This is a genomic window from Dolichospermum heterosporum TAC447 (assembly GCF_024584745.1).
Lineage (GTDB): Bacteria > Cyanobacteriota > Cyanobacteriia > Cyanobacteriales > Nostocaceae > Dolichospermum > Dolichospermum heterosporum.
This window is the reverse complement of the sequence record NZ_CP099464.1, coordinates 241,969-265,997: the sequence shown is the minus strand read 5'-3', so window position 1 is coordinate 265,997 and position 24,029 is coordinate 241,969. Positions and strand designations below refer to the sequence as shown.

Sequence of the window (24,029 nt, the reverse complement as noted above, 5' to 3'; positions counted from 1 at the left end):
TGAAAACAGCTAAAGTCAGGAAGTTAATTTGTGATATTTTCTACAGTTTTATTAATTATCAATTATTACTCATGAATTATTCTGACTTTTAGCCAATATTTTAATTATAGCAAATAGTAAATCTTCTAGATATATCAATATTAATATTGTACTCAATAGCTATAATCTTTGATTTATCAAAGTTAAATGATTGTCATGGGGTGGAGGTGCGGGAAGTTTTTGGGCAAGATAGTTGACAATTACACAAGAAACTGTATTGATTGTCAAGCGATCGCTATCACTTCCTCTAAGAGACTTCCAATTAAAAAAATACCCAAAAATTTCTTGTGGTGCGGGCATCTTTGTCCGCTAATAATACAAGGTTGGGTTTCACTTCGTTCTACCCAACATTAGCGGTGGATCGGAAGGGGTGTTGGGTTTGGTTTCTCAACCTGATTGCGCCCTGTTTCCAGCTTCACCCTCCAGATACCGAGTCAGTGTGGACAGATAGGGGTTCATACCTGAGTCTGGTAGATGGGACTTTCACCCATATCTAGCCGAGAGTTCAACCTTTCTCCGTCGTCGGGTGAGGTTATTTACGGACTTTCACCGTGATTCACTCACAACGAATCGCACTCTCTCTTCCTTTGCGCCTCTGCGTCTCTGCGTGAGATAAAAAAATGTAGTTCATTTATAAATCCCTAAATATAAATGCTATGGGGTTTTTCTTCATGATTTTAAAAGTATTGAAAATGTGAATTAATGAATTACAATTCTTAATTATGTGATCTCATGTTGGGTTTCCTTGCGTCAACCCAACCTACGAAAAATTGGCATTTAATAAATCTTCGATCGCACTAGTTTCAGTTGGTAATGCAGCGGTTAAAACTTCACTCCCTGATTCTGTAACTAAGACATCATCTTCAATGCGAATGCCTCGCACATCTGCAAACTGTTCTAAACGTTCCCAATTGACTAAATATTGATATTGAGAACGAGTTTTTGGATCATTTAAAATTGCCGGAACTTGATAAAATCCTGGTTCAATTGTGACTAACATTCCTGGACGTAAGGGACGATTTAATCGTAAATAACTTAAACCAAAACGGCTACTTCTGCTTCTGCCCTGATCATAACCGGCGATGTCTCCCAAATCTTCCATATCATGAACATCTAAACCTAAAAGATGTCCAATTCCGTGAGGAAAAAATAAAGCATGAAGATCCATTTTTACCAAATCTTCTGGTTTACCTTGCAAAATTCCTAAATTTACTAAACCTTCGGCAATTATAGTGGCTGCTAACAGATGAATTTCTGCATATTCTACACCAGGGGCGATGTTTTGAATACAAGCATCATGGGCAGCTAAAACAATATCATAAATGTCTTTTTGGGTTGATGAAAACTTACCAGAAACAGGCCAGGTGCGGGTAATATCAGCCGCCCAACCTGTCTGGGTTTCCGCACCCACGTCGGCTAAAAGTAAATCTCCTGGTTGCAGAGAGTGGTAATAATGATTATTGTGTAAAACTTCACCATGAACTGTAACAATACTGGTGTAAGCAGTGGTCATGTTCTCAGCCATAATTACTGCTTCCATTGCGGCGCGGACTTCTGATTCTTGTTTAGCTGAAGATGTTGCTGCCATTCCTGCCTTGTGTGCTGTTACACTCACGACCGCTGCTTTACGTAATTCTATCAATGCTGCTGCATCATGGGTAAGCCGCAGAGAAACAATGGCTTTCGCTAGTTCTAAATCAATGCCTTCCAGTTGAGTTTTTGGTAAAATGAATCTATCTAAAAGTTGGGTTTGCTGTGTCCAAGTAGTTGCATCTTGTACTGGCAAGGTCGCCACGTCTTCTAAGTAATTTGCTAATTCTGCCATTGTTTTGGCTTCATCTGCGCCTATTTTGGCAGCGATTTCTTCACGATTTGGGGTTTCTCCATGCCAGAGGGTGCTACTGGGGTGGGGGTCATCTATAAAGAGTTGTAGCTTGCCACTTTCTAGGCGAATGGCGGCGTTTTGGAGAGGAATTCCGGCGAAATAAAGGAAATGGCTATTGGCGCGGTGGGGGAAGGTATTGGCTGGGAAGTTGCGGGAACTGCTACTACCTGACCAGAGAACGGCGGGTAAGTCTATGATTTCTGCGAGTTTTTGACGACGGTGACGGAGAATTTCTGGGAGGTTTGTGTGCATAGGAGAATTAGATTTGGGTTTCGTGCAAAGACGCAAAGAAGCAAAGGCGCAAAGAGGTAGATTAAATTAGCTTTTGATCTAATACCAATTTTGTTTGAGGCTATATGAAATTCATGAATTTATCCGTCTTTATCTGCGTTTATCTGCGTTCATCTGCGGTTAATTATTCTGGAAATTTAAATTATGTGATTACTTCAAAGGAATGAATTTCTAAAACAGAACCAATCATTGCGGCTGTCATTAAGTCTTCTCGGACTTTTCCGGTGATTTTGGCTTTTTGTCCGGCTTTTAGTAAGGTTTTATCGGAACTTTTGGGGATTTCGTAGGTAACACCATCTTCGGTTACGAAAGCCCAAGCACCAAGTCCAATATTTCGACGTTCGATAGTACCAGTGGTTGTAATAGTCATTTGTTAGTTGTTAGTTGTCAGTTGTCAGTTGGTTAGCAATGGGTAATACAGAACTTGCCGGTGTTATGAGGTACAAGAACCCCACCCCCAACCCCCTCCCCGCAAGCGAGGAGGGGGCTATGATTACCAATTATCTAATTAAGCTATTTGTTGGTCTTTTTTTAATGCTAACCGGGCTAGTCCGTAGCAAAGTAAAGCATTGACGAGGAGGAAGATTCGGGCGAGGTTACTATTTCCTAAACCCCAAACGGCAGGATCATAAATGGCACTAACTGCTAGGAAAGCTGTTATTCCTAAAGTTACACCAATGGCAAACCATTTCCCAGTGGGATGTCCTAAAAATAAGGCTATTAACACAAAGGGAATTAAGACGCTGGCAAAAAGCGGATTTAGTGCGTCTGTTCCCTGTAAGGTGTTGCCTAATTCGGGAATGGAACTACCTAAAATTCGGAAAGGCCATTGGGGAAGATCAAAGATATAAAATCCTTTGAGGAAGAATAAACCAGAACTGCCGAAAATTAAGCCGCCAGATAGAGACCAACTCCAGGCGAAGGGGAAGTAGGTTCGTAAAAACCAAGCCAGGAGATAAGAACCTACCACCATGAATATTTTAGGGACTAATGCGATCGCTCCGCCATCTATCCAAAAGCCAGGATTTAGATAGCCTTGTTCTCGCAACCACCGGAAAAAGTCGGGAACACTAATTATGCCGTCACTGGCTAATTTAACTGCGGCTTCGGCGTTGAGTTGTCCAGCCCCATAATAGTTCAAACCGTCGTCTGGAATGACTCTGGCTGACTGTTGGAGAACTTGCAAAATTTCGTCGGGTTCTTTGATTCCCAAGGCTTTGATTAGTGCTGCTACCCCCGCAACGTGGGGAGAAGCCATACTTGTGCCTTGGAGTCCGAGAAATACGCCTTCACCTTGTTCATTGATAGTTTCTTGGAGAATTGTCCCGGTTTCACTCCCCCCAGGGGCAGAAATATCTACACCTGCACCATAGTTAGAATAGGATGCTCTTTCACCGTCGGGTCCAAAGGCGGAAACACCGATAACATGATCATAACGGGCGGGATAACTCACGCCGTTGGTGTCTTCATTGCCGGCGGCGGCGATAATGGTTACACCTTTGTTGTGGGCGTATTTAACCGCATCTTCCATGAGTTGGCTGGCACCACCACCACCTAAGCTCATGTTAATGATGTCTGCGCCGTTATCAGCCGCAAATTTGATGGCTTCGGCAATGTCGGCTACTGTTCCTGAACCGTCGGCATTTAAGACTTTTAAGGGCATCAGACTGGCTTCATAAGCCACTCCAGCGACACCATAGGCGTTATTGGTGGCTTGGGCGACTGTGCCGGCGACGTGAGTTCCATGTCCGTTATCGTCTTTGGCTGCTTCTGTATCGTTAACAAAATCGTAGCCTTTGACAAATTTAGTTTCATATAAGTCGCGGACTTTGGTAATGCCTGTATCAATGACGGCAACGGTGATACCACCACCTTTACTCCGTGTCCAAGCCGCTTCTATACCGATTTTGTGTAAGTTCCACTGTTTGCTGTAATACTGGTCATTAGGACCAACTAAGGAAGAATTTGGTTCTTCCTTTTGGGGCGTTAACAGTTCTCCTAACCAAGTGGCTTTTCCTTGGGGGACAATTTTATAAATGTAATTTGGCTCGATAAATTCTGTAACTTTAGCAAAGGGAGATTTTCGTAAATCTGTGAGTCGTTGGCGATCGCCTTTGATAACATATACATGATCTACCGCTGAATATTTATTATCCAATTGGGGGGTAACATGATATTGCCTGGCGATCGCTTGTAAGTCCTTCTCAATCAAACTTTCTGCCACATCTTCCCGAAAATCTAGCAAAATTGTCTCGAACTCACCTTTCGCTGCTAGTCCCTGAAAATTCAGAAACCCAAATACAGCCGCAGTCAGTCCAATCACAAACAAGCACAATAATATAAGTTTTTTCATCACCGCTTCTTGTCAGTTTGCTCACTACCATAACTCATATAGTAGGTAACAGGGAATAGAGAATAATTATCAAGATGGTTATTTGTCTACAAAATAGTTAAATTGCTATATTGTAAAATAGTATTTGGTGGATTTTAGAAAAAATTCTATCTTCTTACCTGTTTTCTCATGAAATTAACGACGCTCCTCTCACAGAGGCATTAAGAATTATTATGGAACGTGGTCTTTTTTGGTTGCCTTTGTTAGTTGCATTTTTCTGGTTAGCTTGGCAAGGTTCACAGGAATTTAAGAAACTTCAAGCTTATCAAATTTGGGCAGAACAATTTGAACGGGCAAAGTATGATATTTATGCAGTATTAGCTCAAAAAGGTAATGATATCACTTGGGGAAAACCAACCACAAAAGGACCCATTGAATTAGAAACTTTTTCCTTATTGGACGTTCAAGAAATCCGCTTTTTAGTCAATGATCATGTAGTAGATATAGAAAATCCTCCCCAAAAAGGTCGCAAAATCGAATTAGACTTTTTATTAACTACTCCTAAATCAATTCGTGTTCCGTTTACAGAAGTTCCCCTAGCAGCAGAATGGGGTAAATTTTTGCAAAGGACATTGAAGAATTTACAGATAGAAACAACTTACAACAGGAGTCAGGAGTCAGGAGTCAGGAGTCAGGAGTAAAACTGTCTTTGTGTATAGGTTTCAACAGAGATTTTGGGCGTTGCTGAATTGAGGTATGAAATTCCCAAATTGAACCTTTAAAACTCTTACCTTTGCGTCTACTCTTCGAGATCACGAAGCGTGATTGCGCCTTTGCGTGAGACTAAAATTCATACCATTAATCAGCAACGCCGATTTTGTACCCCCTAACAACGCAACCGCCTGTAGGGGCGGGGTTTCCCCGCCCTATTTTCCTGGTTTCCCCACCCAGGTTTTTATTCAGCGAAGCGAATTTTCAGATAATCATCTTCCATTTTTGCTCCCGCTGGTTGCAGTGCAGCTAAAGCTTGAGGTAATACTAAATTACGGCGATGATTGCCAATAGTAATATTTAACTCATCTCCAGTTTTACTTAATTGCACTTGGCTTTTGGGAATATTCGGTAAATAGAGTTCTAAGCTGTATTGGTTATTCTCTTGGACAACTCTGAGAGTAGTTTCTTTATAATAAACTTGAGTTGGATCTTCATCTTTGTAGAGAGTTTCTTTCAATCTTTCCAAAGCTGCCAAACCACACAATTCTTCAGAGTATAGAGGTACTTCTTTCACTGGCAAAGGTAAGAAATTATTATGAATTTCTTGGCGGTATTGTTCTTGATTTTCCTTCCAGCGTTGGAAAAATGGATCTGTAACTTCTTGAGGAATAATCCGGTTAGCAATGACTAAATCTGTCGCTACATTATACAAACTCAAATAGGCATGAGCGCGAAGAGATTCTTTAATTACCATCTTTTCAGGATTGGTGACTAGACGCACAGAAGTTTGAGTATTGTCAGTTAAGACCTTTTCCAAAGCTTCAATCTGTTCATAAAACTCATAGGGTGCGTCCATTACCTCCTTATCTGGTAAAGAAAAACCAGCAATAGGTTTGAAAAAAGGTTCTACCAGTGGTCTAAGCGCAACGGAAATATTTTGAAACGGTTTGTAGAAACGACGCATATACCAACCGCCAACTTCAGGCAAGCTTAACAGCCGTAATGCTGTACCAGTAGGGGCAGAGTCAATAATTAAAACATCATATTCTCCGTCATCATAATGACGTTTCATTCTCACCAGTCCGAAAATTTCGTCCATACCCGGTAAGATTGCTAACTCTTGCGCTTGTATGCCGTCCAAACCTCTGGCTTGTAAAACTTGGGTAATGTAGCGTTTCACAGCCCCCCAATTACCTTCTAATTCTTGCAGGGCATCTAATTCTGCCCCCCACAAGTTAGGACGAACGAGACGGGCATCATGTCCTAATTCTACGTCAAAGCTATCTGCAAGGGAATGGGCGGGGTCTGTACTTAAAACTAATGTCCGATAGCCGAGTTCCGCACAACGGAGTCCAGTGGCTGCGGCAACGGAGGTTTTACCTACGCCACCTTTCCCTGTCATTAAAATTACTCGCATCAATTATTCCTTATGCCTGGATTTTATTTACATTTATTTACATTATGCTGGTTTTTTCCCATAAATGAAATGTTGCTTAATTACATCTAAGCGAGAACAGTGCCAATAATCAATATGGGAAACAATTAAACCCTCGGCATTCAGACGTAATTCACTCCAGCCAGAAACAGAAATATAGGGTTTCCAGGGTAATGGCGAATTCCAACTCATTGTCCATTCAGTTTTAATAATTTCTCCCTGAGATTGGATGTGATGTAAATCTAGTTTGAGATTGAAGAAAAAAGTTTGAATGAATTTAATCATCCATTTATAAAGTTCAATTCCCCGAAACTTGAAAACAGCATCTTGAAAATAAACATTGTCGGCATAAATGCTGTAAGTTTGATTTTCAGGAAATCTAGCATAATCGGCTTTGAGGGTTTCAATAATATTCATAATTAAGCAGGAGTCACCGAGTCAGGAGAAAGAAAGAAGGAGTCAGGAGTTACCGAGTCAGGAGAAAGAAAGAAGGAGTTAGGAGAAAGAATAGAATGAATTCTTCTTCATCACTGACTTACAAAATTACCAAGTACAGTTTGTAGCTTAACTCTAGCACAATCCCTTTCTTCTACAGGTAAACAGGATAAAGCAAATTCAAACTCATCTATCTTTTCAGTTAAGGCATTGACTAATTCTTGTTTACCTTCTTGTAGGCTAAGTTCGGATTTACCTAGATCAATTTCGACGGATTCTAAAGATCCTAAGGTTCCCACAATTAAACTATTTTTGCCATTTTGTTCTAAATCAAGTTGATCTTTTAATTCAGGGCTAATCATTTTTGATTTAGTAATTTCTAGAATCTCCTCAGTTGTACATTCTAAATCAGTTTGGGCTTCTTTTAATAGCTGTGCTGCTTCTTTCAGTTTTTCATTTGCGAGTTCTTCCATAATTTTTTTCTTCTCTAAAAGTAAAGATAATTCTTTTTGAGCATCTAATAATTCTTGTTGCTGTTCGGCAATTTTAGCGGCTTGATTTTTGATTTGGTTTTGAATTTGTGTAAGTGTCATCATCAGGATTCCTTAAAGACTAATCGAGTATGTTTTGTGCATTTTTTCTCTTGTTGCTGTTTGTTATTTATTCACAGGTTAGAGACTTTTGATCATCTTTCCCTGATTAAGAATTTAGTGCATTGTGCTGTCGCTAACACACCCTACGGATATTTTTAATCATCAAACCGGATGTCTATATTTGGTTTTTGCCTATTTTAGACAGATTTTGGTAGATATTGACTACCCTAAGCTACTTAATATTGCTCAGAAATCATTGAGGATTCCTACAGCGATTTCCAATCATAAGTAATTGGACAAAAATATTTACAGTCATTGCGAGCGAAGGGAAGCAATCACAACCCTGGCGATTGCTTGATTTCACTTCGTTCCATATGGCTAACGCCACGCTGCGCTAACGCAATAACATTGTGTAATTAATTTTGTCTCACTACTTATAATGTACATCTTAGCCCCCTCATCGCTTGCGGGGAGGGGGTTGGGGGTAGGGTTCTTGTTCCGGGTTTGATGACAATTTGCTGTAAATATACTTGAAGAAACTGACAGACAATTGCTATGTATGCTCATATTAGAGTAAAAATATTACCATAACCACTCTCACTAAAATAACTTTGGGTTATGAAAAAAGCTGTCTACTGGATAATGGGTGAAAGGGCAGGGCGAACCATAGTTGGGACTTGGAACTGGTTATGGGGAATCCCTGTGGAGTCCGGTGGTAAGGTGGCTGTAGCTGTTGCTGAAGAATCCCTTCAGTCAATGCAGGAAGCTGTTCAGAAGTTGGCTGTAGCGGTTGCGGCTCAGGAGGGGGCTTATAAAACTGCTAAAAATAAATATGAGGCAAAAATTAAAGAATTTAATACCTTAGAGCAGCAAGCTATGGTTGCTCAAAAAGGTGGTAATGAAGAAGGTGCGCGAATGGCTATGAGTAAGGCGATTCAAACGGAGCAAATCTTGCCTAAACTAGCGGAAATGGTGAAACAGGCGGAAACGGCGGTCAAGGCTTCTAAGGATAAGCTGAACCGTGAGCGCATGAAGTTAGAAAGCTACAAAGCGGATATGCAAAATATGAAGGATATGTCAGAGGTGAATGAAGCTCTGGCGATGATTGCTAGGGTCAATAATGAGTTTGATATTGGCTCGGCTAAAAGTGATTTTGAAAAGGCTAGGGGTGCTGTGGAACGTCGAAATTTACAGACGGAGGCTTTGGCGGAATTATCGGAAAATCCTACCGAAAAACTCCAGGCTGAGATTGAAAATATGACATTAGATGACGAGGTTGCTCGTCGTTTGCAAAGATTACAAGATTCCCCATCTAAACAATTACCAGAATAATTAGGAATTTATGAGTCAGAGAAGCGGTCCACCTCCTATTGTGTTTATTTTGCTATTTTTAGGGCTTTTGGGTGGTGGTTACTGGTGGTTTTTTATGCGTAATCCTGCCCCACCTTCGATAACTACGCAGTCAGAAAGTAATTTCCCTACTGGTGAGACAACTACTCCCACTACTCCCACTTCTGCGGCTTTCCCGTTACCAACGACAGTAGCCAGTGGTACGACTGTAAAGATAGACGGTTCTACGAGTATGGTGACAATTAACCAAAATCTCAGGAAGGGGTTTGAGAAACAGTTTCCTGGTACGAAGGTAGAGGCTGTGGGGAATGGGACTGATAAGGGAATTCAGGATCTATTGGCTGGTAAAGTGGATATTGCGGCGGCTTCTAGACCTTTGACAGCACAGGAGCAAGGTCAGGGATTGAAGTCTTTCACCATAACACAAGATGCGATCGCTCTGATAGTCGGTAAGGCAAATCCCTTTAATAGAGGATTAACCAGTAGTCAAATTGCAGATATATTTCAGGGAAAAATTAATAATTGGTCAGCAGTGGGTGGTCCATCTGCGACTATCCGCGTCATTAATCGTCCAGCAATTAGTGGCACACATCAAACTTTTAAAGAATTAGTCTTAAAAGGAGCTAATTTTGGGACTACACCCAACATTACGACTTTACCCCAAGATGCGACCACTCCCTTAGTTCAAGCTTTGAAAACAGATGGTATCGGCTATGCGACTTTTACCCAGGTTGCTAATCAGCAAACCGCGCGCGTCGTGGCTATTGAAGGCTTGACTCCAGAAGCGGCTAGTTATCCCTATAAGCGATCGCTGTATTATGTCTATAAAGACCCTGCTAGTGCCGGAGTGCAAGCATTTCTAGGTTATGCTACTTCACCTCAAGGACAACAGGCTTTAACATTAGGCAACTAATGTAGGAAAAATAAGCAGTTAGATTGGGGAGTTAGAGGTTAAAATAAGTTCTGACTCCTGAATTCTGACCGAAAAATTTTAGATTTTGGATTTTAGATTTTGGATTGGGAATTTTCGGTACAAGCCTCGCCCCTTCAGGGCGGAATTAATCCCAAAATCGCTAATCTAAAATCCCCAAGCTCCATACTTGAGGGTGGAGTAAATCCAAAATCCAAAATCGTAAATCCAAAATTGATTGACTTTTGTATTCTATTTTATTTATACTATCTTCTGTGACTAGAATTCGTGAACCCTTAATTAGTTTGGCACTGTATCACGCCTTTAAGTGGTCGGTGGTTAGTCCCGTATTACACGCATACTTTCGGGGCAAGATTTATGGTGCGGAAAATGTCCCCCAATCTGGTGCTGTCATAGTCGTTAGTAATCATGCTAGTTATTTTGACCCTCCCATAGTTTCTAGTTGTGTCCGTCGTCCCGTCGCGTACATGGCTAAGGAAGAATTATTTAAAGTTCCTGTTTTAGCACAAGCAATTAAATTATACGGTGCTTACCCTGTCAGTCGGGGCAGTGCTGACCGCAATGCGATTCGTTCTGCTTTAGAGTATTTAGAAAATGGTTGGGCTGTAGGTGTGTTTTTAGAAGGTACGCGCACGAATGATGGTCGCATCCATGAACCGAAAAGAGGTGCAGCCCTCCTCGCAGCTAAGGCTAAAGCTCCTTTTTTACCAGTAAGTTTATGGGGAAGTGAGCAGATTTTACAACCGGGTTCTTCTCTACCCCGTTCTGTACCTTTGACTATTAGAATTGGTCAATTAATTGATGCTCCCAGTTCTACTAATAAGGAAGAGTTGGAAAGAGTTACTCAAATGTGTGCGAAGGCAATTAATGAAATGCACGATTTGGGCAGGTAAAATTTATTAGCTTGTCTGAATCAGGATGTCCAGGATTTGAGGATTTGCAGGATGTGATTGTTTAATTATCGGTTAGTTAGTTATTTATGATGAGGATGAAGTAAGATGAATCTCATCTATAAACCATCAAATAACAATCATGTAAATCCTTTAATCTTGTAAATCCTGATTCTGACAATTATTAGTTTCTCTATAATTCAAAGGTTATGAATAATTTTATATTGTAAAATCAAAATAATAACTAAAAAAGTGGGGAATTATGTCGGAGTTACGGGAAAAATTACAGCAAAATCTTGATGAAGCCGAATGGGAGTGGTTAATTCCCCATGTCCAAAAAGATGCGGTGATTTTGGTAGCGGAGAATTTGGATTTATTAGATGTGGGAGAAGCGATCGCTGGTGATAATATTCTTTCAGTGCAACATTGGATAGATGAACAATTATTAGCCAAACCGACAATAGATCAGGTGGGAGAATGGAATCTCAACCGGGAGAAGCGATTTAATGCTCTGATTGTTGAACCTTATGTCATCATCAAAGAAATCATTGCTGCCTAAAATGCTGTCATTTTGAGAGTTTACAGCAATTCTCATGCAAGTGAGGTACAAGAAGTCAGAATTAAACGCAGATGAACGCAGATGAACGCAGATAATTTTGTACCTCATTAGACTAGGAAATGGAATAACTTATTTTATTTACCAATACAGAATCTACTGAAAATCCGATCTAAAACTGATTCTGTGACTTCTTCTCCGGTGATTTCTCCTAATGCTTGAATTGCTCCTCTTAAATCAATTGTCCAAAAATCTAAGGGTAATTTATCGGTGATTGTCATTTGCACTTGTGCTAAGTCAATCTTTGCTTTTGTTAAAGCTGCTGCTTGTCGTTGATTAATTGCTAAATCTAGATCAGCGGCTTGAACTTTTCCTTGTTGAACTGTTTCTAAAATCGCTGTTTCTAAATTATCAATTCCTTGATTTATGGCTGCGGCTGTGACGATTTTGGATTTTGGATTTTGGATTTTGGATTGTAAAGTTTCTTGTTCTGCTGTTGAAATTAGGTCAATTTTATTAATGACTAAAATTACCGGACGGTGTTTTACTTGTTCATAAATTTCTTGATCTGCGGGTGTCCAACCTGCGGCTGCATCTATGGTAAATAATACCAAATCAGCGTCATTAGCGGCACGATGCGATCGCTCTACACCGATTTTTTCAACTTGATCTGCTGTTTCCCGAATCCCCGCTGTATCTAACACTTGGACAGGAATTCCGCCCACAACTAACTGTGATTCTATCACATCGCGGGTTGTTCCTGGTAAGTCGGTGACAATGGCGCGATCGCTCTGACTCCAAGCATTTAATAAACTCGATTTTCCCACGTTTGGTCGCCCAACTATCGCCACTTTTAAACCAGTTCGCAGTAATTCACCTTTGTCTTTTGTGGCTAATAATTTGCTAATTTCCGCTGTCACTTGCTTAATATCTGCAATAATTCTCTGCTGATCTAAAGGTGGTAAATCCTCCTCAAAATCAATTCTGGCTTCGATTTCTGCCAAAATATCTAAACAATTAGCCCGTAATTTGCGGATAGGTTGGGCTAATTTACCTTGTAATCCAGCTAGAGCCGTTTGAGCAGCTTGAGGTGATTTTGCTCCCACTAAATCGGCGATACTTTCCGCTTGGGTTAAGTCTAATCTACCATTTAAAAACGCTCTTAATGTAAATTCTCCCGGTTGAGCTAATCTTGCGCCATTTTCCAAACATAGTTGTAATACTTGTTGTACCGCCATAATTCCCCCATGACAATGGAATTCTACCACATCTTCACGGGTAAAAGAACGGGGGGCTTTCATTATTAATAATAAAGCCTCATCAATAATTTGCTTAGTTTGGGGTTGACGAATATAACCATAAAGAATCTGATGACTTGACCACACTTGTCGCCCTGGGGCGTAAAATAGACTGTGAGCGATCGCCATTGCCAGATCACCGGAAACCCGGACAATACCCACACTACCCTGTTGAGGAACAACAGCAGTAGCGATCGCCGCAATAGTTCCAGTGTTAGCTAATAATTCCGACATGAACAGTTTTTCTACAAATTCAAAAACAGGCGATAAAGTGTAATATTAAACCACTACAATCCCATAGTATCGCAAAGTGGCATCAAAAATTAAAAATTATGTTGATTGAACTAAAAAAAGCAATTGATCATTTAAATATCCCCGCAGATTGGGTAGGAATCAGAGCCGTAAAAACAACTTCTACAGATCATTCTGTCCGTGATGGTTTACCCCAAAGCAACGGTAAATCATTGAATATGGGAGCAATGATCGAAGTCATCGTTAATGGTTGTTTAGGTTATGCCGCTACCAACTCCTTACATATCTCCAGTTTACAAAATGCTGCGGAAATCGCCTATAAACAAGCAATTGCAGCTAGTAAATGGTGGATATATCCAATTAGTGAAAATACCCGTCCTCAAGTCATTGGTGAATATAACTCACCATGTTTAGAACCATTTAACGCTATTACTCCCGGAGAAATCAACGATTTACTCATTCAGATTTGTCAGCAACTCAAAATTAGCGATAAAATCGTGCAAACCACAGCTACAGTCGGCACAGATCAAAAAGAAACTTGGTTTGTCAGTAGCAATGGTTCAGAAGTATATCAAAATATTTTATCTCTTAGTCATCATTTTGGGGCGATCGCTCAAGACGGTGCAATCGTCCAACAACGTAGCAACAACGGCGCTCACGCCAACTCTTATCAAGGAGGTTGGGAACTGTTTAAACACGATAACTTATGGCATCAAGTTCAAAAAGTTGGTGAACAAACATTAGAATTATTAACAGCAGAAGAATGTCCAAATACCCAGACTAACCTAGTTTTAGCACCAGACCAAATGATGCTACAAATTCATGAAAGTATCGGACATCCTTTAGAAATTGACCGCATTTTAGGAGATGAACGCAACTATGCTGGTGGTAGCTTTGTTACCAAAGATGATTTTGGTAAATTAGAATATGGTTCACCCCTGATGAATATCACCTTTGATCCTACAGTAACAGGTGAATTTGCCAGTTATGGTTTTGATGATACTGGTGCAGTAGCCAGCAAAGAATATGTAATTAAAAAAGGCATTTTGCACCGGGGTTTAGGCAGTTTAGAAAGTCAAGCTAGAGCAGATTTACCCGGTGTTGCTTGTGCGCGAGCTTGTTCTTGGAATCGTCCCCCCATAGACAGAATGGCTAACTTGAATTTAGAACCAGGAAACGCCAGCTTTGAAGAAATCATCTCAGGAATAGAACATGGAATTTACATGGAATCTAACCGTTCTTGGTCAATAGATGATCAACGTTATAAATTTCAATTTGGTTGTGAATATGCCAAATTAATTGAAAACGGCAAACTTACCAAAACCCTGCGTAATCCTAACTATCGTGCCACCACACCAGAATTTTGGCATAGTTTAATTCAAGTTGGAAATAACACTAATTGGCAAATTTACGGCACACCTTTCTGTGGTAAAGGAGAACCAAATCAAGCCATTTCTGTAGGACATGGTTCACCCGTTTGTGCATTTGCAAACGTCGAAGTTTTTGGTGGTGGTTAATGAATTTTCTGATTTAGGTTGTGGTGAGTTAAAGTAGGTTGGGTTAAGCGACAGCGCAACCCAACAAAAAGATATAATGAAGATGTCTGAATCAGGATATCCAGGATTTAAGGATTTACAGAATGAAGAGATTAAATATTTATTGTCTGAATCAGGATACCCAGGATTTAAGGATTTACAGGATGAAGAGATTAAATATTTTTAATGATCACCAAATTCTATTAATCTACCAATTCTGTCAATGATGATAACAAAGCCTGATAGCGTGGCGTATCCCAGGATATATGGAATTCAATTGCTTTCTGAATGAACTATCTTTGAGAAACACACAATTATTTAATTATTCAACTAATCAAAATCCAAATCTAAACAAAAATCCTGTAAATCCTTTAATCCTGGACATCCTGATTCAGACAAAATTATTTAATTATTCGACTCATCAAAATCCAAATCTAAACAAAAATCCTGTAAATCCTTTAATCCTGGACATCCTGATTCAGACAAAATTATTTAATTATTCAACTAATCAAAATCCAAATCTAAACAAAAATCCTGTAAATCCTTTAATCCTGGACATCCTGATTCAGACAAAATTATTTAATTATTCAACTAATCAAAATCCAAATCCATACAAAAATCCTGTAAATCCTTTAATCCTGGACATCCTGATTCAGATAAAATTATTTAATTATTCAACTAATCAAAATCCAAATCTAAACAAAAATCCTGTAAATTCTTTAATCCTGGACATCCTGATTCAGACAAAATTATTTAATTATTCAACTAATCAAAATCCAAATCCATACAAAAATCCTGTAAATCCTTTAATCCTGGACATCCTGATTCAGACAAAATTATTTAATTATTCAACTAATCAAAATCCAAATCTAAACAAAAATCCTGTAAATTCTTTAATCCTGGACATCCTGATTCAGATAAAATTATTTAATTATTCAACTCATCAAAATCCAAATCTAAACAAAAATCCTGTAAATCCTTTAATCCTGGACATCCTGATTCAGATAAAATTATTTAATTATTCAACTCATCAAAATCCAAATCTAAACAAAAATCCTGTAAATCCTTTAATCCTGGACATCCTGATTCAGATAAAATTATTTAATTATTCAACTCATCAAAATCCAAATCTAAACAAAAATCCTGTAAATCCTTTAATCCTGGACATCCTGATTCAGATAAAATTATTTAATTATTCAACTCATCAAAATCCAAATCCATACAAAAATCCTGTAAATCCTTTAATCCTGGACATCCTGATTCAGATAAAATTATTTAATTATTCAACTAATCAAAATCCAAATCCATACAAAAATCCTGTAAATCCTTTAATCCTGGACATCCTGATTCAGATAAAATTATTTAATTATTCAACTAATCAAAATCCAAATCCATACAAAAATCCTGTAAATCCTTTAATCCTGGACATCCTGATTCAGATAAAATTATTTAATTATTCAACTCATCAAAATCCAAATCTAAACAAAAATCCTGTAAATCCTTTAATCCTGGACATCCTGATTCAGACAAAATTATTTAATTATTCAACTCATCAAAATCCAAATCTAAACAAAAATCCTGTAAATCCTTTAATCCTGGACATCCTGATTCAGATAAAATTATTTAATTATTCAACTCATCAAAATCCAAATCTAAACAAAAATCCTGTAAATCCTTTAATCCTGGACATCCTGATTCAGACAAAATTATTTAATTATTCAACTAATCAAAATCCAAATCCATACAAAAATCCTGTAAATCCTTTAATCCTGGACATCCTGATTCAGACAAAATTATTTAATTATTCAACTCATCAAAATCCAAATCTAAACAAAAATCCTGTAAATCCTTTAATCCTGGACATCCTGATTCAGACAAAATTATTTAATTATTCAACTAATCAAAATCCAAATCCATACAAAAATCCTGTAAATCCTTTAATCCTGGACATCCTGATTCAGACAAAATTATTTAATCATTCAACTAATCAAAATCCAAATCCATACAAAAATCCTGTAAATCCTTTAATCCTGGACATCCTGATTCAGACAAAAATATTTAATCATTCAACTCATCAAAATCCAAATCCATACAAAAATCCTGTAAATCCTTTAATCCTGGACATCCTGATTCAGACAAAATATATTGACAAACATAACCAAATTAAATTAACCTTGCTAAAAATATACATTCCCTTGCATGAGAAATATCAAATTATCATCCAACCAGTCATGTAGGTTGGGGTAAGCAACAGCGCAACCCAACAAAAGAATCATATAATGTTGGGTTTTCTCAACCCAACCTACGTAATGCTATAATCAATAAATAACTACTTGGTATCATATCATGATGATCACTCAAGAATTAGAATGCAAACAAAACATCTCCCAAGATGTAATATTTCCCCCAAGTGATTTATATAGTGATGAACCAACCGTGGAAACAGAACTACATCTAAGACAAATAATTCTACTTTTCAAATGTCTAGAATGGTTATGGAAAGATAGAAATGATTTCTATGCTGCGGGAAATCTCACCATTTACTATAGTCCTAATCAGAAAAAATCTGAATATTTCCGAGGTCCTGATTTCTTTGTCGTCTTGGGAACAGAACGCAAAACCCGTAAAAGTTGGGTAGTTTGGGAAGAAGATGGTAAATATCCTAATTTCATTTTAGAAATTCTCTCACCAACTACAGCAAATACAGATAGAGAATATAAAAAAGAACTTTATCAAAATACTTTCCGCACACCGGATTATTTTTGGTTCGACCCTTATACGCTAGAATTTGCAGGTTTTCATTTAGTAGACGGAGAATATCAACCTTTAGAACAAAATCAGCAAGGACATTTGTGGAGTCGTCAGCTAGGTTTATATTTAGGAATTTATCAAGGACTATTACGGTATTTTACCCCAGCAGGAGAGCTAGTTCCCACACCTGAAGAAACCGCAGAACAGGAAACTAAAAGAGCAGAAAAAGAAGCGAGAAAATCAGAACGTTTAGCAGCAAAACTGCGGGAATTAAATATAGATCCTGATACAATTTAATCCAGTTGCTAATTTACTCTGTTGCTTAACCTGGGAGGTTGTTTTAAAAGTCTAGATTCATAATTTAAGCAGAATACTACCGAATTTATACAACAGATTAAACAAACAAAACACCCTTTAGTCATGTAGGTTGGGTTAAGCAACAGCGCCACCCAAGAAAAGAATAATATAATGTTGGGTTTTCTCAACCCAACCTACGTAATGCTATAATCAATAAATAACTACTTGGTATCATATCATGATGATTACTCAAGAATTAGAATGCAAAGAAAACATCTCCCCAGATGTAATATTTCCTCCTAGTGATTTATATAGTGATGAACCTCCCGTGGAAACAGAACTACATCTACGACAAATAATTTTACTTTTCAAATGTTTGGAATGGTTGTGGAAAGATAGATATGATTTCTATGCTGCGGGAAATTTGAGTATTTACTATAGTCCTAATCAGAAAAAATCAGAATATTTCCGGGGTCCTGATTTTTTCGTCGTCTTGGAAACTGAACGCAAAACTCGGAAAAGTTGGGTAGTGTGGGAAGAAGATGGTAAATATCCTAATTTCATCTTAGAAATTCTTTCACCCAGTACAGCCAATACTGATAGAGAATACAAAAAAGAACTTTATCAAAATACTTTCCGCACACCGGATTACCTTTGGTTTGACCCTTATACATTAGAATTTGCGGGTTTTCATTTAGTAGATAATAAATATCAACCTTTAGAACCCAATGAAAAAGGACATTTATGGAGTCAACAGTTAGGTTTATACTTAGGAATTAACCAAGGACTGTTAAGGTATTTTACCCCAGCAGGAGAGTTAGTTCCTACACCGGAAGAAACCGCAGAAGAGGAGACTAAAAAAACAGCAATACAAATGCAAAGAGCCGAAATAGAAGCCCAAAGAGCAAAAATAGAAACCCAAAGAGCCGAATGGGAAGCTAGAAGAGCAGAACGTTTAGCCGCAAAATTGCGAGAATTAAATATTGATCCAGATACAATTTAAACCATGAAACTTGAAGAATTATCAACTTTAGAAAAAACTTTTAATCAACTCATCGAAACTCTGCTGAATAAAAAAGCAGAACATGAACATTTCACCGTTAGACTTAGCAGCGAAAGCAGTCAATTTACCCGCTTTAATTCTGCCAAAGTGAGACAAACAGGTTGTGTTCATGATGGTTCGATTCAATTGACCTTAATGGCTAATCAACGCACTAGTTCCCGTCAGTTTCCCTTGACTGGAAATTGGGACGTAGATTGGGAATTAGCCTCCACCGCTTTACAAGAATTACGTGATGAATTACCATTATTACCAATTGATCCTTATTTAGTTTTACCATCAGGAAATCATAGCAGTCGAGAAATTAATACTGGTAAATTACTCACTCCAGAAATATTAGTTCCCAGTATCCTGGAAACAGTGACTAATTTAGATTTTACAGGGATGTATGCTGGAGGAGTTGTTATCAGAGGTTATGGTGATTCTAGCGGAAAAAAACACTGGTTTGTGACTGATTCATTTAACTTAGATTATTCCTTGTTTATGGCATCAGGACAAGCTGTAAAAGGAACTTTTGCCGGAAGTGAATGGAATGAAGCTGCTTATTTAGCTAAAATAAATGATGGGAAACAGCAAATAGAAATGCTATCTCGTCCAGTTAAAGAATTACCCAAAGGACAATATAAAACTTATTTTGCTCCGGCTGCGGTGGCTGAATTATTGGGTATGCTTTCCTGGGGCGCTATCAGTGAAGCCGATATTCAACAAGGTAATAGTGCTTTAGCCGCTTTATCACGTCAGGAAAAACAACTTTCCCCAAAATTCACTTTAAAAGAAAATTTTCAAAGTGGTTTAGTACCGAGATTTAATAATTTGGGAGAAATGGCTGCACCAGAATTAGCATTAATTGAAAACGGCATTTTAATTAATAGCTTAGTTAATTCTCGCACCGCGAAGGAATATAATAAACCCGCTAATGGTGCGAATGGTTCAGAAACCTTACGTTCTCCAGAAATCAGCCTTGGTAATTTGGCTTTTGAGGATATTTTACCCAGTTTAGATACAGGACTATATGTTTCTAATTTACATTATTTGAACTGGAGCGATCGCCCATCTGGGAGAATTACAGGAATGACTCGTTATGCGTGCTTTTGGGTAGAAAACGGTGAAATCATTGCTCCCATTGCTAACCTGCGCTTTGATGAAAGTCTTTATCGTTTTTGGGGTGCAGAAAATCTCATTGATTTAACCAACTTCCAAGAATTTATTCCCGAAGTGGGAACTTACGGAAGCCGACAATTAGGAGGAAGTTTAGTTCCCGGTATGTTGGTGAACAATTTCACCTATACGTTATAAACCTTCAACATTTTACCGCTTATTGGGTAGTTGGTAGCGATAGCGTCTCGTATCCCTTACGGGACTGATAGCTTGCGTGGCGACGCAGGAGCCATAGGAATAAAGATAGCACGACCTAGCGATCGCACACCATCTAATTTTGAGAATGTGATATTGTCAGTAATTGGACAAAAATATTTACAGTCATTGCGAGCGAAGGGAAGCAATCACAACCCTTGCGATTGCTTCATTTCACTTTGTTCCATATGGATAACGCCACGCTTCGCTCATGGGATAACATTGTGTAATTAATCCTGTCTCACTACTTATATTAAATATGTCTTAGCTCATGCAGAATATGACAAAGACTACTGGAAAAATGACCCTTACTTTTGATTCAGAAGTTTACAGCAAATTACTTTCTCAGTCTCAACCGCGAGTTATTAAAACTGAGGAAGAAAATGATCGGCTTTTGGCAGTTGTGGAAGATTTGCTTTCTCGTTCTCATCTGACAGCAGAAGAAAATGCTTTGTTGGAATTATTGGTAAGGCTAATTGAAGATTTTGAAAGTCAGCATTATCAGCTAAATGTTTCTACCCCTCGTTCGAGAATTTTACATTTATTGGAAGCGCGGGATTTAGAAATAGGTGATTTAGTTCCTGTTTTGGGTTCGAGTGAGTTAGTTTCTCAGGTGATTAATGGTGAGGTGGGAGTGACGCGAGAACAAGCTGAGATGTTAGGGAAGTTTTTTCACGTTGATAGAAGTTTGTTTTTTGGTTAATTATTGGATTTACTGTTATTGATGACTTTGTTCTAATCAAAATCTGATTCAGGGATAAGATATCCTGAAAAATTTGGATCGTTTTCCAGAGTAAACTTTTCGTAAATGCGTATTAAAACCTGAGTTTCTAAGTAAGCTCTTTGCTTGGATTCATCATCTTTAGCTACAACAAAATCAGGAGGCTGTTGCAGTGATTTATTCATCAGCATTTCATCTTCCGCAAATGCGCTTATATGAAAAGCAAAATGTTGTTCTATCTGATAGGGTTCATCTGCTGTCACTGGTTTATATTGAATGAGCTTGCCTAAGTGATTTTTGTCAATAACAAGAGTAGCTTGGTTTGGAAGACCCTCTTCTGTAGGTATTTGACAAAAGTAATTGAAGGCTGGGATTTTATAGTTTCCATAAATATATGAACCCAAAAATCCTGGAATATTTAGGTCTGATTCTCCATCAATTCCTTTGGCTTTGAAACGATCAGAATTATATAAAAAGTCATTAAATCTAGCATTAACTCCAATGATGATAAAATTATCTAGATTATCCTTCAAATTTTCAATGATATTGTCTAAAGTAAGATTCTCACTTAGGTTACAAGCTTTCAAAATTCTGACTATCAATTCTGAATCTTCACTGCGTGCGAAATTTTGTCCATAATCAAATCCTGTATCACCATAGTCTACATACCATTCTTCAAAAAATATTGCCTTTTTATATAGTTCACTTAAACCAAATAAATTAATATTTATATCCCCTACTTCATGAGTTTTGTCATCATATAACCCAAAATTCTTAAATAGATATCTCACTGATGCTTGTTCATTATAGCCTTTAAAGAATTCCGACTTAAACTGTTCTACTTTTGTCTTACTAATCTTTCGGCTACGTAATTGTTTATCTAACTGTTCATCAGCTTTAGGTTTTAAACTTTCAAGAAAAATAATCAGTCCATCCTCAATAGCATCATTCAGTTGATTTGTATCAAAACCTAGAATTTGAAGTGAGTCTGATAGGTTAGTAAGTTCTCTCGCAATAGGAATCAGGCGATTTACATTGTATGAAATGTCACTTAAAACACGAGAATTAATATTATCTGGTATCTGAAAAGTGCTAACAAGATTTTGTCTAGCTTGATTAGTTATAACTTGTGAGTTTAAAAATTCACGCAATAACAAGATTAAGAAATATTGGTCAAAATACCGACGACTTCCATGATGATTATCCCACAATATTGCAGAACCAAAAGTATTTTGAAAATAGAAATTGAACAGACCAAGTAAAGACACTGGCACAATATCATGTCCTAGCCACATTGCATCTGCATCATTTGGTTGCCTAAATGTCCATAATTTATAAATATAATCATAGCGATTCTTGAAAATACAGTAAGCACCAATGTCAAACATTAAATAAATCAAGTTATTGAATTTGAAGCGAAATACTAGGTTAGTATGAACTTCTTCTAACTGGTTCTGAATTTCCTCCTGATTAACAGAGCTAAAACATCGAAAGATAATATCTTGAAGTTCTTTAAATAGTTCTAAGCACTGATTTACTTGCTCTTGTGTCCGCAATTCACTCGCTAAAAAATTTAGTTTATTAAGTTTTTTACCAAGCTGCTCATTTTGATTTGCTTCATTATAGGATTTATATCCTATTTGCCATAAAAAGCTTTGGAGTTCTTCAACCATATATTTATCGTTATGTTTGATATCTCCAGAATCATGCAGTGTAGAAACTAATTGCTCAAATACTTGAGTTTTACCACTAGAAATAATTTCATGAATACTAGAGACAAAATAACTACCAAATTCGCCTAGATATCCAAGCTTAAATGAGTTTTTAAATACAACACTCGTGTACCAAGTAACAGATAGTGTATAAGAAAATTCGTCCTGAATTTGTTGGTTAGTGTAGCGTAGGTCAGCTATAACTCGAATTAGTGTTTTTATTGACTGGTCATGATTTATCGCTTGAGATAAGTTACTCAAAAGCCAAATTAAATTGTATAGTGATAACCGAGCAATTTCAAGATTTTTAACCTCCAATGCAACTTCATGTAAGCGGAGGAATTGATTGACTATTGCCATTAGTGCAACTAGATATTTTTTTGGGAAAAATTGTAATTGAGATGATGCTTCAAGCTGATTTGCCTCATGCAACTGAAGTAGTTCATGAGAATACAGCAATTTTGAAAATTTTCCAGGTTGGCTATTTTGCAGAGCAAAAAACTTTTCGGATATATCCTGAATTTGTTTCAGACCTTCAATAATATACTGGTTATTTTTGCGGTTTTTAGTCTCAAATACTAAAATATCACCAATCCCTTCTAGGGCGCTAATGAATTCCTCTTGAGATTTTTGTAATCTCTTATCACTCATCTGTTGGTTGCTGGTTACACGACGTAAAACTTGAGTTAGATCATTGAATAGCCTATCCAATAAAAACTTAGTCTTAGTTGCATACTGTCGGAGCGTGTCAAAAAAAGCAAATAGTAAAACATTGGTTGCCATGAAAAGCAGGAATATTAGCCAAGCAAGGATCTTCCAACCAGAATCTACCTTCGAGTCCACAAAAAACTTCAATGTAACTCCTGACAGCGCATTAACAATTACCAATAACAGCAGGACTTTTAGCTGCCACTGTCTATTAAACTCTTTAGTAATCACCCCTGATTGGTAGCGTTCAGAGATTCGAGAAATGATTTCTAGGCTAAGAGGTATTGCAATGGCAATAATCGCTGCTTGATAAGCAATCACATCAGACGCAAAGCCAAGACTGGGTGAGAAACTAATGAAGAATGAAAAGACCTGCATTAACCAGTGTTTAAGTTTAGTAAACCCCCAGTCATGAGAAATACCTTCATGAATCCTAAGTAACCCAAGTCCATAAGAAATTACCATACTCAAAATTAAATACCCCATGAATAAGAGGGGTTGCTTATTTTCTTGTATTCTCTGAGTCCAATAATCAAGTGTTTGCTTAGTCCAGCGTCTTATGATGTTCATGTGTCAATTTTCCTATTACAAACAATAAAGCTATTAAAAAAATGGTTTGGTTACGCAAACTCTTTAAGTATATTATAATTTATAATACAATGTTAAGTCTTTGTCTTCTAATTTGTTACTTTGCTTATTTATGCTGAACTTGATCAATCATTTCCTTATCCTGTAAATCCTTCAATCCTGTAAATCCTGATTCAGACAGTGATGTGAATTAGATTGATTATTGCATGAATACAAGCTATAATCAAGCTATATTTTGGTAATTTGTCACATAAAAAACCAGTAATTTATTTGACAATTCACATTGCCTATAGTTTAAAACTA

At 37.7% G+C, this 24,029-nt stretch carries 21 protein-coding genes; 12 read left to right on the top strand and 9 right to left on the bottom strand.

Annotated features, from left to right (window positions below):
• Positions 1 to 159: 159 nt before the first annotated feature.
• From NG743_RS01200 to NG743_RS01185, 4 genes are all read right to left on the bottom strand, one after another.
• On the bottom strand, positions 160 to 339 hold the full coding sequence (locus NG743_RS01200; RefSeq protein WP_257121314.1) for a hypothetical protein: 180 nt from the start codon (positions 337 to 339) through the stop codon (positions 160 to 162).
• Positions 340 to 799: 460 nt separating this feature from the next.
• Positions 800 to 2,176: an aminopeptidase P family protein gene (locus NG743_RS01195; protein WP_257121313.1), complete on the bottom strand. Its 1,377-nt coding sequence runs from the start codon at positions 2,174 to 2,176 to the stop codon at positions 800 to 802.
• Positions 2,177 to 2,357: 181 nt separating this feature from the next.
• Positions 2,358 to 2,585: a hypothetical protein gene (locus NG743_RS01190; RefSeq protein ID WP_039199568.1), complete on the bottom strand. Its 228-nt coding sequence runs from the start codon at positions 2,583 to 2,585 to the stop codon at positions 2,358 to 2,360.
• 138 nt (positions 2,586 to 2,723) lie between these two features.
• On the bottom strand, positions 2,724 to 4,568 hold the full coding sequence (locus NG743_RS01185; RefSeq protein ID WP_257121312.1) for a S8 family peptidase: 1,845 nt from the start codon (positions 4,566 to 4,568) through the stop codon (positions 2,724 to 2,726).
• Positions 4,569 to 4,780: 212 nt separating this feature from the next.
• Between NG743_RS01185 and NG743_RS01180 the strand changes: the two genes are divergently transcribed.
• Complete coding sequence (locus NG743_RS01180; RefSeq protein WP_027400883.1) at positions 4,781 to 5,248, top strand: hypothetical protein; 468 nt, start codon at positions 4,781 to 4,783, stop codon at positions 5,246 to 5,248.
• A 254-nt stretch (positions 5,249 to 5,502) separates the two neighbouring features.
• On the opposite strand, the gene NG743_RS01175 is transcribed toward NG743_RS01180, so the two are convergent.
• The 3 genes from NG743_RS01175 to NG743_RS01165 all read right to left on the bottom strand — a co-directional run bounded on the left by NG743_RS01175 (position 5,503) and on the right by NG743_RS01165 (position 7,727).
• Entirely contained in the window at positions 5,503 to 6,678 is a 1,176-nt protein-coding gene (locus NG743_RS01175) for a TRC40/GET3/ArsA family transport-energizing ATPase (RefSeq protein WP_027400884.1), read from the bottom strand.
• Between the two features lie 42 nt (positions 6,679 to 6,720).
• Positions 6,721 to 7,113 (bottom strand): C6orf136 family protein, encoded by a 393-nt coding sequence (locus NG743_RS01170; RefSeq protein ID WP_027400885.1) that lies wholly within the window; start codon positions 7,111 to 7,113, stop codon positions 6,721 to 6,723.
• A gap of 110 nt (positions 7,114 to 7,223) precedes the next feature.
• The gene (locus tag NG743_RS01165; RefSeq protein WP_193964105.1) at positions 7,224 to 7,727 is read right to left on the bottom strand and encodes a hypothetical protein; all 504 of its coding nucleotides are present in this window, start codon (positions 7,725 to 7,727) and stop codon (positions 7,224 to 7,226) included.
• A 615-nt stretch (positions 7,728 to 8,342) separates the two neighbouring features.
• On the opposite strand from NG743_RS01165, the gene NG743_RS01160 reads away from it, so the two are divergent.
• The 4 genes from NG743_RS01160 (at position 8,343) to NG743_RS01145 (ending at position 11,454) form a co-directional block, all read left to right on the top strand.
• The gene (locus NG743_RS01160) at positions 8,343 to 9,056 is read left to right on the top strand and encodes a PspA/IM30 family protein (protein WP_027400887.1); all 714 of its coding nucleotides are present in this window, start codon (positions 8,343 to 8,345) and stop codon (positions 9,054 to 9,056) included.
• Positions 9,057 to 9,066: 10 nt separating this feature from the next.
• Positions 9,067 to 9,987 carry a phosphate ABC transporter substrate-binding protein gene (locus tag NG743_RS01155; protein WP_027400888.1) on the top strand — a complete coding sequence of 307 codons (921 nt, stop codon included), beginning with the start codon at positions 9,067 to 9,069 and terminating at the stop codon, positions 9,985 to 9,987.
• A 272-nt stretch (positions 9,988 to 10,259) separates the two neighbouring features.
• Positions 10,260 to 10,898, top strand: a complete 639-nt coding sequence (locus NG743_RS01150; RefSeq protein WP_193964725.1) for a lysophospholipid acyltransferase family protein — start codon at positions 10,260 to 10,262, stop codon at positions 10,896 to 10,898.
• A 259-nt stretch (positions 10,899 to 11,157) separates the two neighbouring features.
• The gene (locus NG743_RS01145; protein WP_027400891.1) at positions 11,158 to 11,454 is read left to right on the top strand and encodes a DUF2288 domain-containing protein; all 297 of its coding nucleotides are present in this window, start codon (positions 11,158 to 11,160) and stop codon (positions 11,452 to 11,454) included.
• Between the two features lie 134 nt (positions 11,455 to 11,588).
• Here the strand turns inward: NG743_RS01145 and mnmE are convergent, their stop codons facing one another.
• A complete protein-coding gene (mnmE, locus tag NG743_RS01140) occupies positions 11,589 to 12,983 on the bottom strand; it encodes a tRNA uridine-5-carboxymethylaminomethyl(34) synthesis GTPase MnmE (RefSeq protein WP_257121310.1) in 1,395 nt (464 codons plus the stop codon).
• 98 nt (positions 12,984 to 13,081) lie between these two features.
• On the opposite strand from mnmE, the gene NG743_RS01135 reads away from it, so the two are divergent.
• The 7 genes from NG743_RS01135 (at position 13,082) to NG743_RS01105 (ending at position 20,700) form a co-directional block, all read left to right on the top strand.
• Positions 13,082 to 14,518 (top strand): TldD/PmbA family protein, encoded by a 1,437-nt coding sequence (locus NG743_RS01135; protein WP_257121309.1) that lies wholly within the window; start codon positions 13,082 to 13,084, stop codon positions 14,516 to 14,518.
• 76 nt (positions 14,519 to 14,594) lie between these two features.
• Complete coding sequence (locus NG743_RS01130; RefSeq protein WP_257121308.1) at positions 14,595 to 14,723, top strand: hypothetical protein; 129 nt, start codon at positions 14,595 to 14,597, stop codon at positions 14,721 to 14,723.
• A 79-nt stretch (positions 14,724 to 14,802) separates the two neighbouring features.
• Entirely contained in the window at positions 14,803 to 16,773 is a 1,971-nt protein-coding gene (locus tag NG743_RS01125) for a hypothetical protein (RefSeq protein ID WP_257121307.1), read from the top strand.
• Between the two features lie 109 nt (positions 16,774 to 16,882).
• Positions 16,883 to 17,584: a Uma2 family endonuclease gene (locus NG743_RS01120; protein WP_027400894.1), complete on the top strand. Its 702-nt coding sequence runs from the start codon at positions 16,883 to 16,885 to the stop codon at positions 17,582 to 17,584.
• Between the two features lie 238 nt (positions 17,585 to 17,822).
• Positions 17,823 to 18,587: a Uma2 family endonuclease gene (locus NG743_RS01115; RefSeq protein ID WP_027400895.1), complete on the top strand. Its 765-nt coding sequence runs from the start codon at positions 17,823 to 17,825 to the stop codon at positions 18,585 to 18,587.
• A 3-nt stretch (positions 18,588 to 18,590) separates the two neighbouring features.
• Positions 18,591 to 19,940 carry a TldD/PmbA family protein gene (locus tag NG743_RS01110; protein WP_257121306.1) on the top strand — a complete coding sequence of 450 codons (1,350 nt, stop codon included), beginning with the start codon at positions 18,591 to 18,593 and terminating at the stop codon, positions 19,938 to 19,940.
• A gap of 358 nt (positions 19,941 to 20,298) precedes the next feature.
• Complete coding sequence (locus NG743_RS01105; RefSeq protein ID WP_228043842.1) at positions 20,299 to 20,700, top strand: helix-turn-helix domain-containing protein; 402 nt, start codon at positions 20,299 to 20,301, stop codon at positions 20,698 to 20,700.
• Positions 20,701 to 20,732: 32 nt separating this feature from the next.
• On the opposite strand, the gene NG743_RS01100 is transcribed toward NG743_RS01105, so the two are convergent.
• A complete protein-coding gene (locus NG743_RS01100; protein ID WP_257121304.1) occupies positions 20,733 to 23,708 on the bottom strand; it encodes a hypothetical protein in 2,976 nt (991 codons plus the stop codon).
• Positions 23,709 to 24,029: the final 321 nt, after the last annotated feature.

Excerpts from the sequence above, each read along its gene's own strand:
- NG743_RS01180 (WP_027400883.1), top strand. The coding sequence starts at position 4,781 with ATGGAACGTGGTCTTTTTTGGTTGCCTTTGTTAGTTGCATTTTTCTGG.
- NG743_RS01190 (WP_039199568.1), bottom strand. The coding sequence starts at position 2,585 with ATGACTATTACAACCACTGGTACTATCGAACGTCGAAATATTGGACTT.
- mnmE (WP_257121310.1), bottom strand. The coding sequence starts at position 12,983 with ATGTCGGAATTATTAGCTAACACTGGAACTATTGCGGCGATCGCTACT.
- NG743_RS01195 (WP_257121313.1), bottom strand. The coding sequence starts at position 2,176 with ATGCACACAAACCTCCCAGAAATTCTCCGTCACCGTCGTCAAAAACTC.
- NG743_RS01185 (WP_257121312.1), bottom strand. The coding sequence starts at position 4,568 with ATGAAAAAACTTATATTATTGTGCTTGTTTGTGATTGGACTGACTGCG.
- NG743_RS01175 (WP_027400884.1), bottom strand. The coding sequence starts at position 6,678 with ATGCGAGTAATTTTAATGACAGGGAAAGGTGGCGTAGGTAAAACCTCC.
- NG743_RS01115 (WP_027400895.1), top strand. The coding sequence starts at position 17,823 with ATGATGATTACTCAAGAATTAGAATGCAAAGAAAACATCTCCCCAGAT.
- NG743_RS01155 (WP_027400888.1), top strand. The coding sequence starts at position 9,067 with ATGAGTCAGAGAAGCGGTCCACCTCCTATTGTGTTTATTTTGCTATTT.
- NG743_RS01105 (WP_228043842.1), top strand. The coding sequence starts at position 20,299 with ATGACCCTTACTTTTGATTCAGAAGTTTACAGCAAATTACTTTCTCAG.
- NG743_RS01200 (WP_257121314.1), bottom strand. The coding sequence starts at position 339 with ATGCCCGCACCACAAGAAATTTTTGGGTATTTTTTTAATTGGAAGTCT.
- NG743_RS01120 (WP_027400894.1), top strand. The coding sequence starts at position 16,883 with ATGATGATCACTCAAGAATTAGAATGCAAACAAAACATCTCCCAAGAT.
- NG743_RS01125 (WP_257121307.1), top strand. The coding sequence starts at position 14,803 with ATGGAATTCAATTGCTTTCTGAATGAACTATCTTTGAGAAACACACAA.
- NG743_RS01110 (WP_257121306.1), top strand. The coding sequence starts at position 18,591 with ATGAAACTTGAAGAATTATCAACTTTAGAAAAAACTTTTAATCAACTC.
- NG743_RS01135 (WP_257121309.1), top strand. The coding sequence starts at position 13,082 with ATGTTGATTGAACTAAAAAAAGCAATTGATCATTTAAATATCCCCGCA.
- NG743_RS01145 (WP_027400891.1), top strand. The coding sequence starts at position 11,158 with ATGTCGGAGTTACGGGAAAAATTACAGCAAAATCTTGATGAAGCCGAA.
- NG743_RS01170 (WP_027400885.1), bottom strand. The coding sequence starts at position 7,113 with ATGAATATTATTGAAACCCTCAAAGCCGATTATGCTAGATTTCCTGAA.
- NG743_RS01160 (WP_027400887.1), top strand. The coding sequence starts at position 8,343 with ATGAAAAAAGCTGTCTACTGGATAATGGGTGAAAGGGCAGGGCGAACC.
- NG743_RS01100 (WP_257121304.1), bottom strand. The coding sequence starts at position 23,708 with ATGAACATCATAAGACGCTGGACTAAGCAAACACTTGATTATTGGACT.
- NG743_RS01165 (WP_193964105.1), bottom strand. The coding sequence starts at position 7,727 with ATGATGACACTTACACAAATTCAAAACCAAATCAAAAATCAAGCCGCT.
- NG743_RS01130 (WP_257121308.1), top strand. The coding sequence starts at position 14,595 with ATGAAGATGTCTGAATCAGGATATCCAGGATTTAAGGATTTACAGAAT.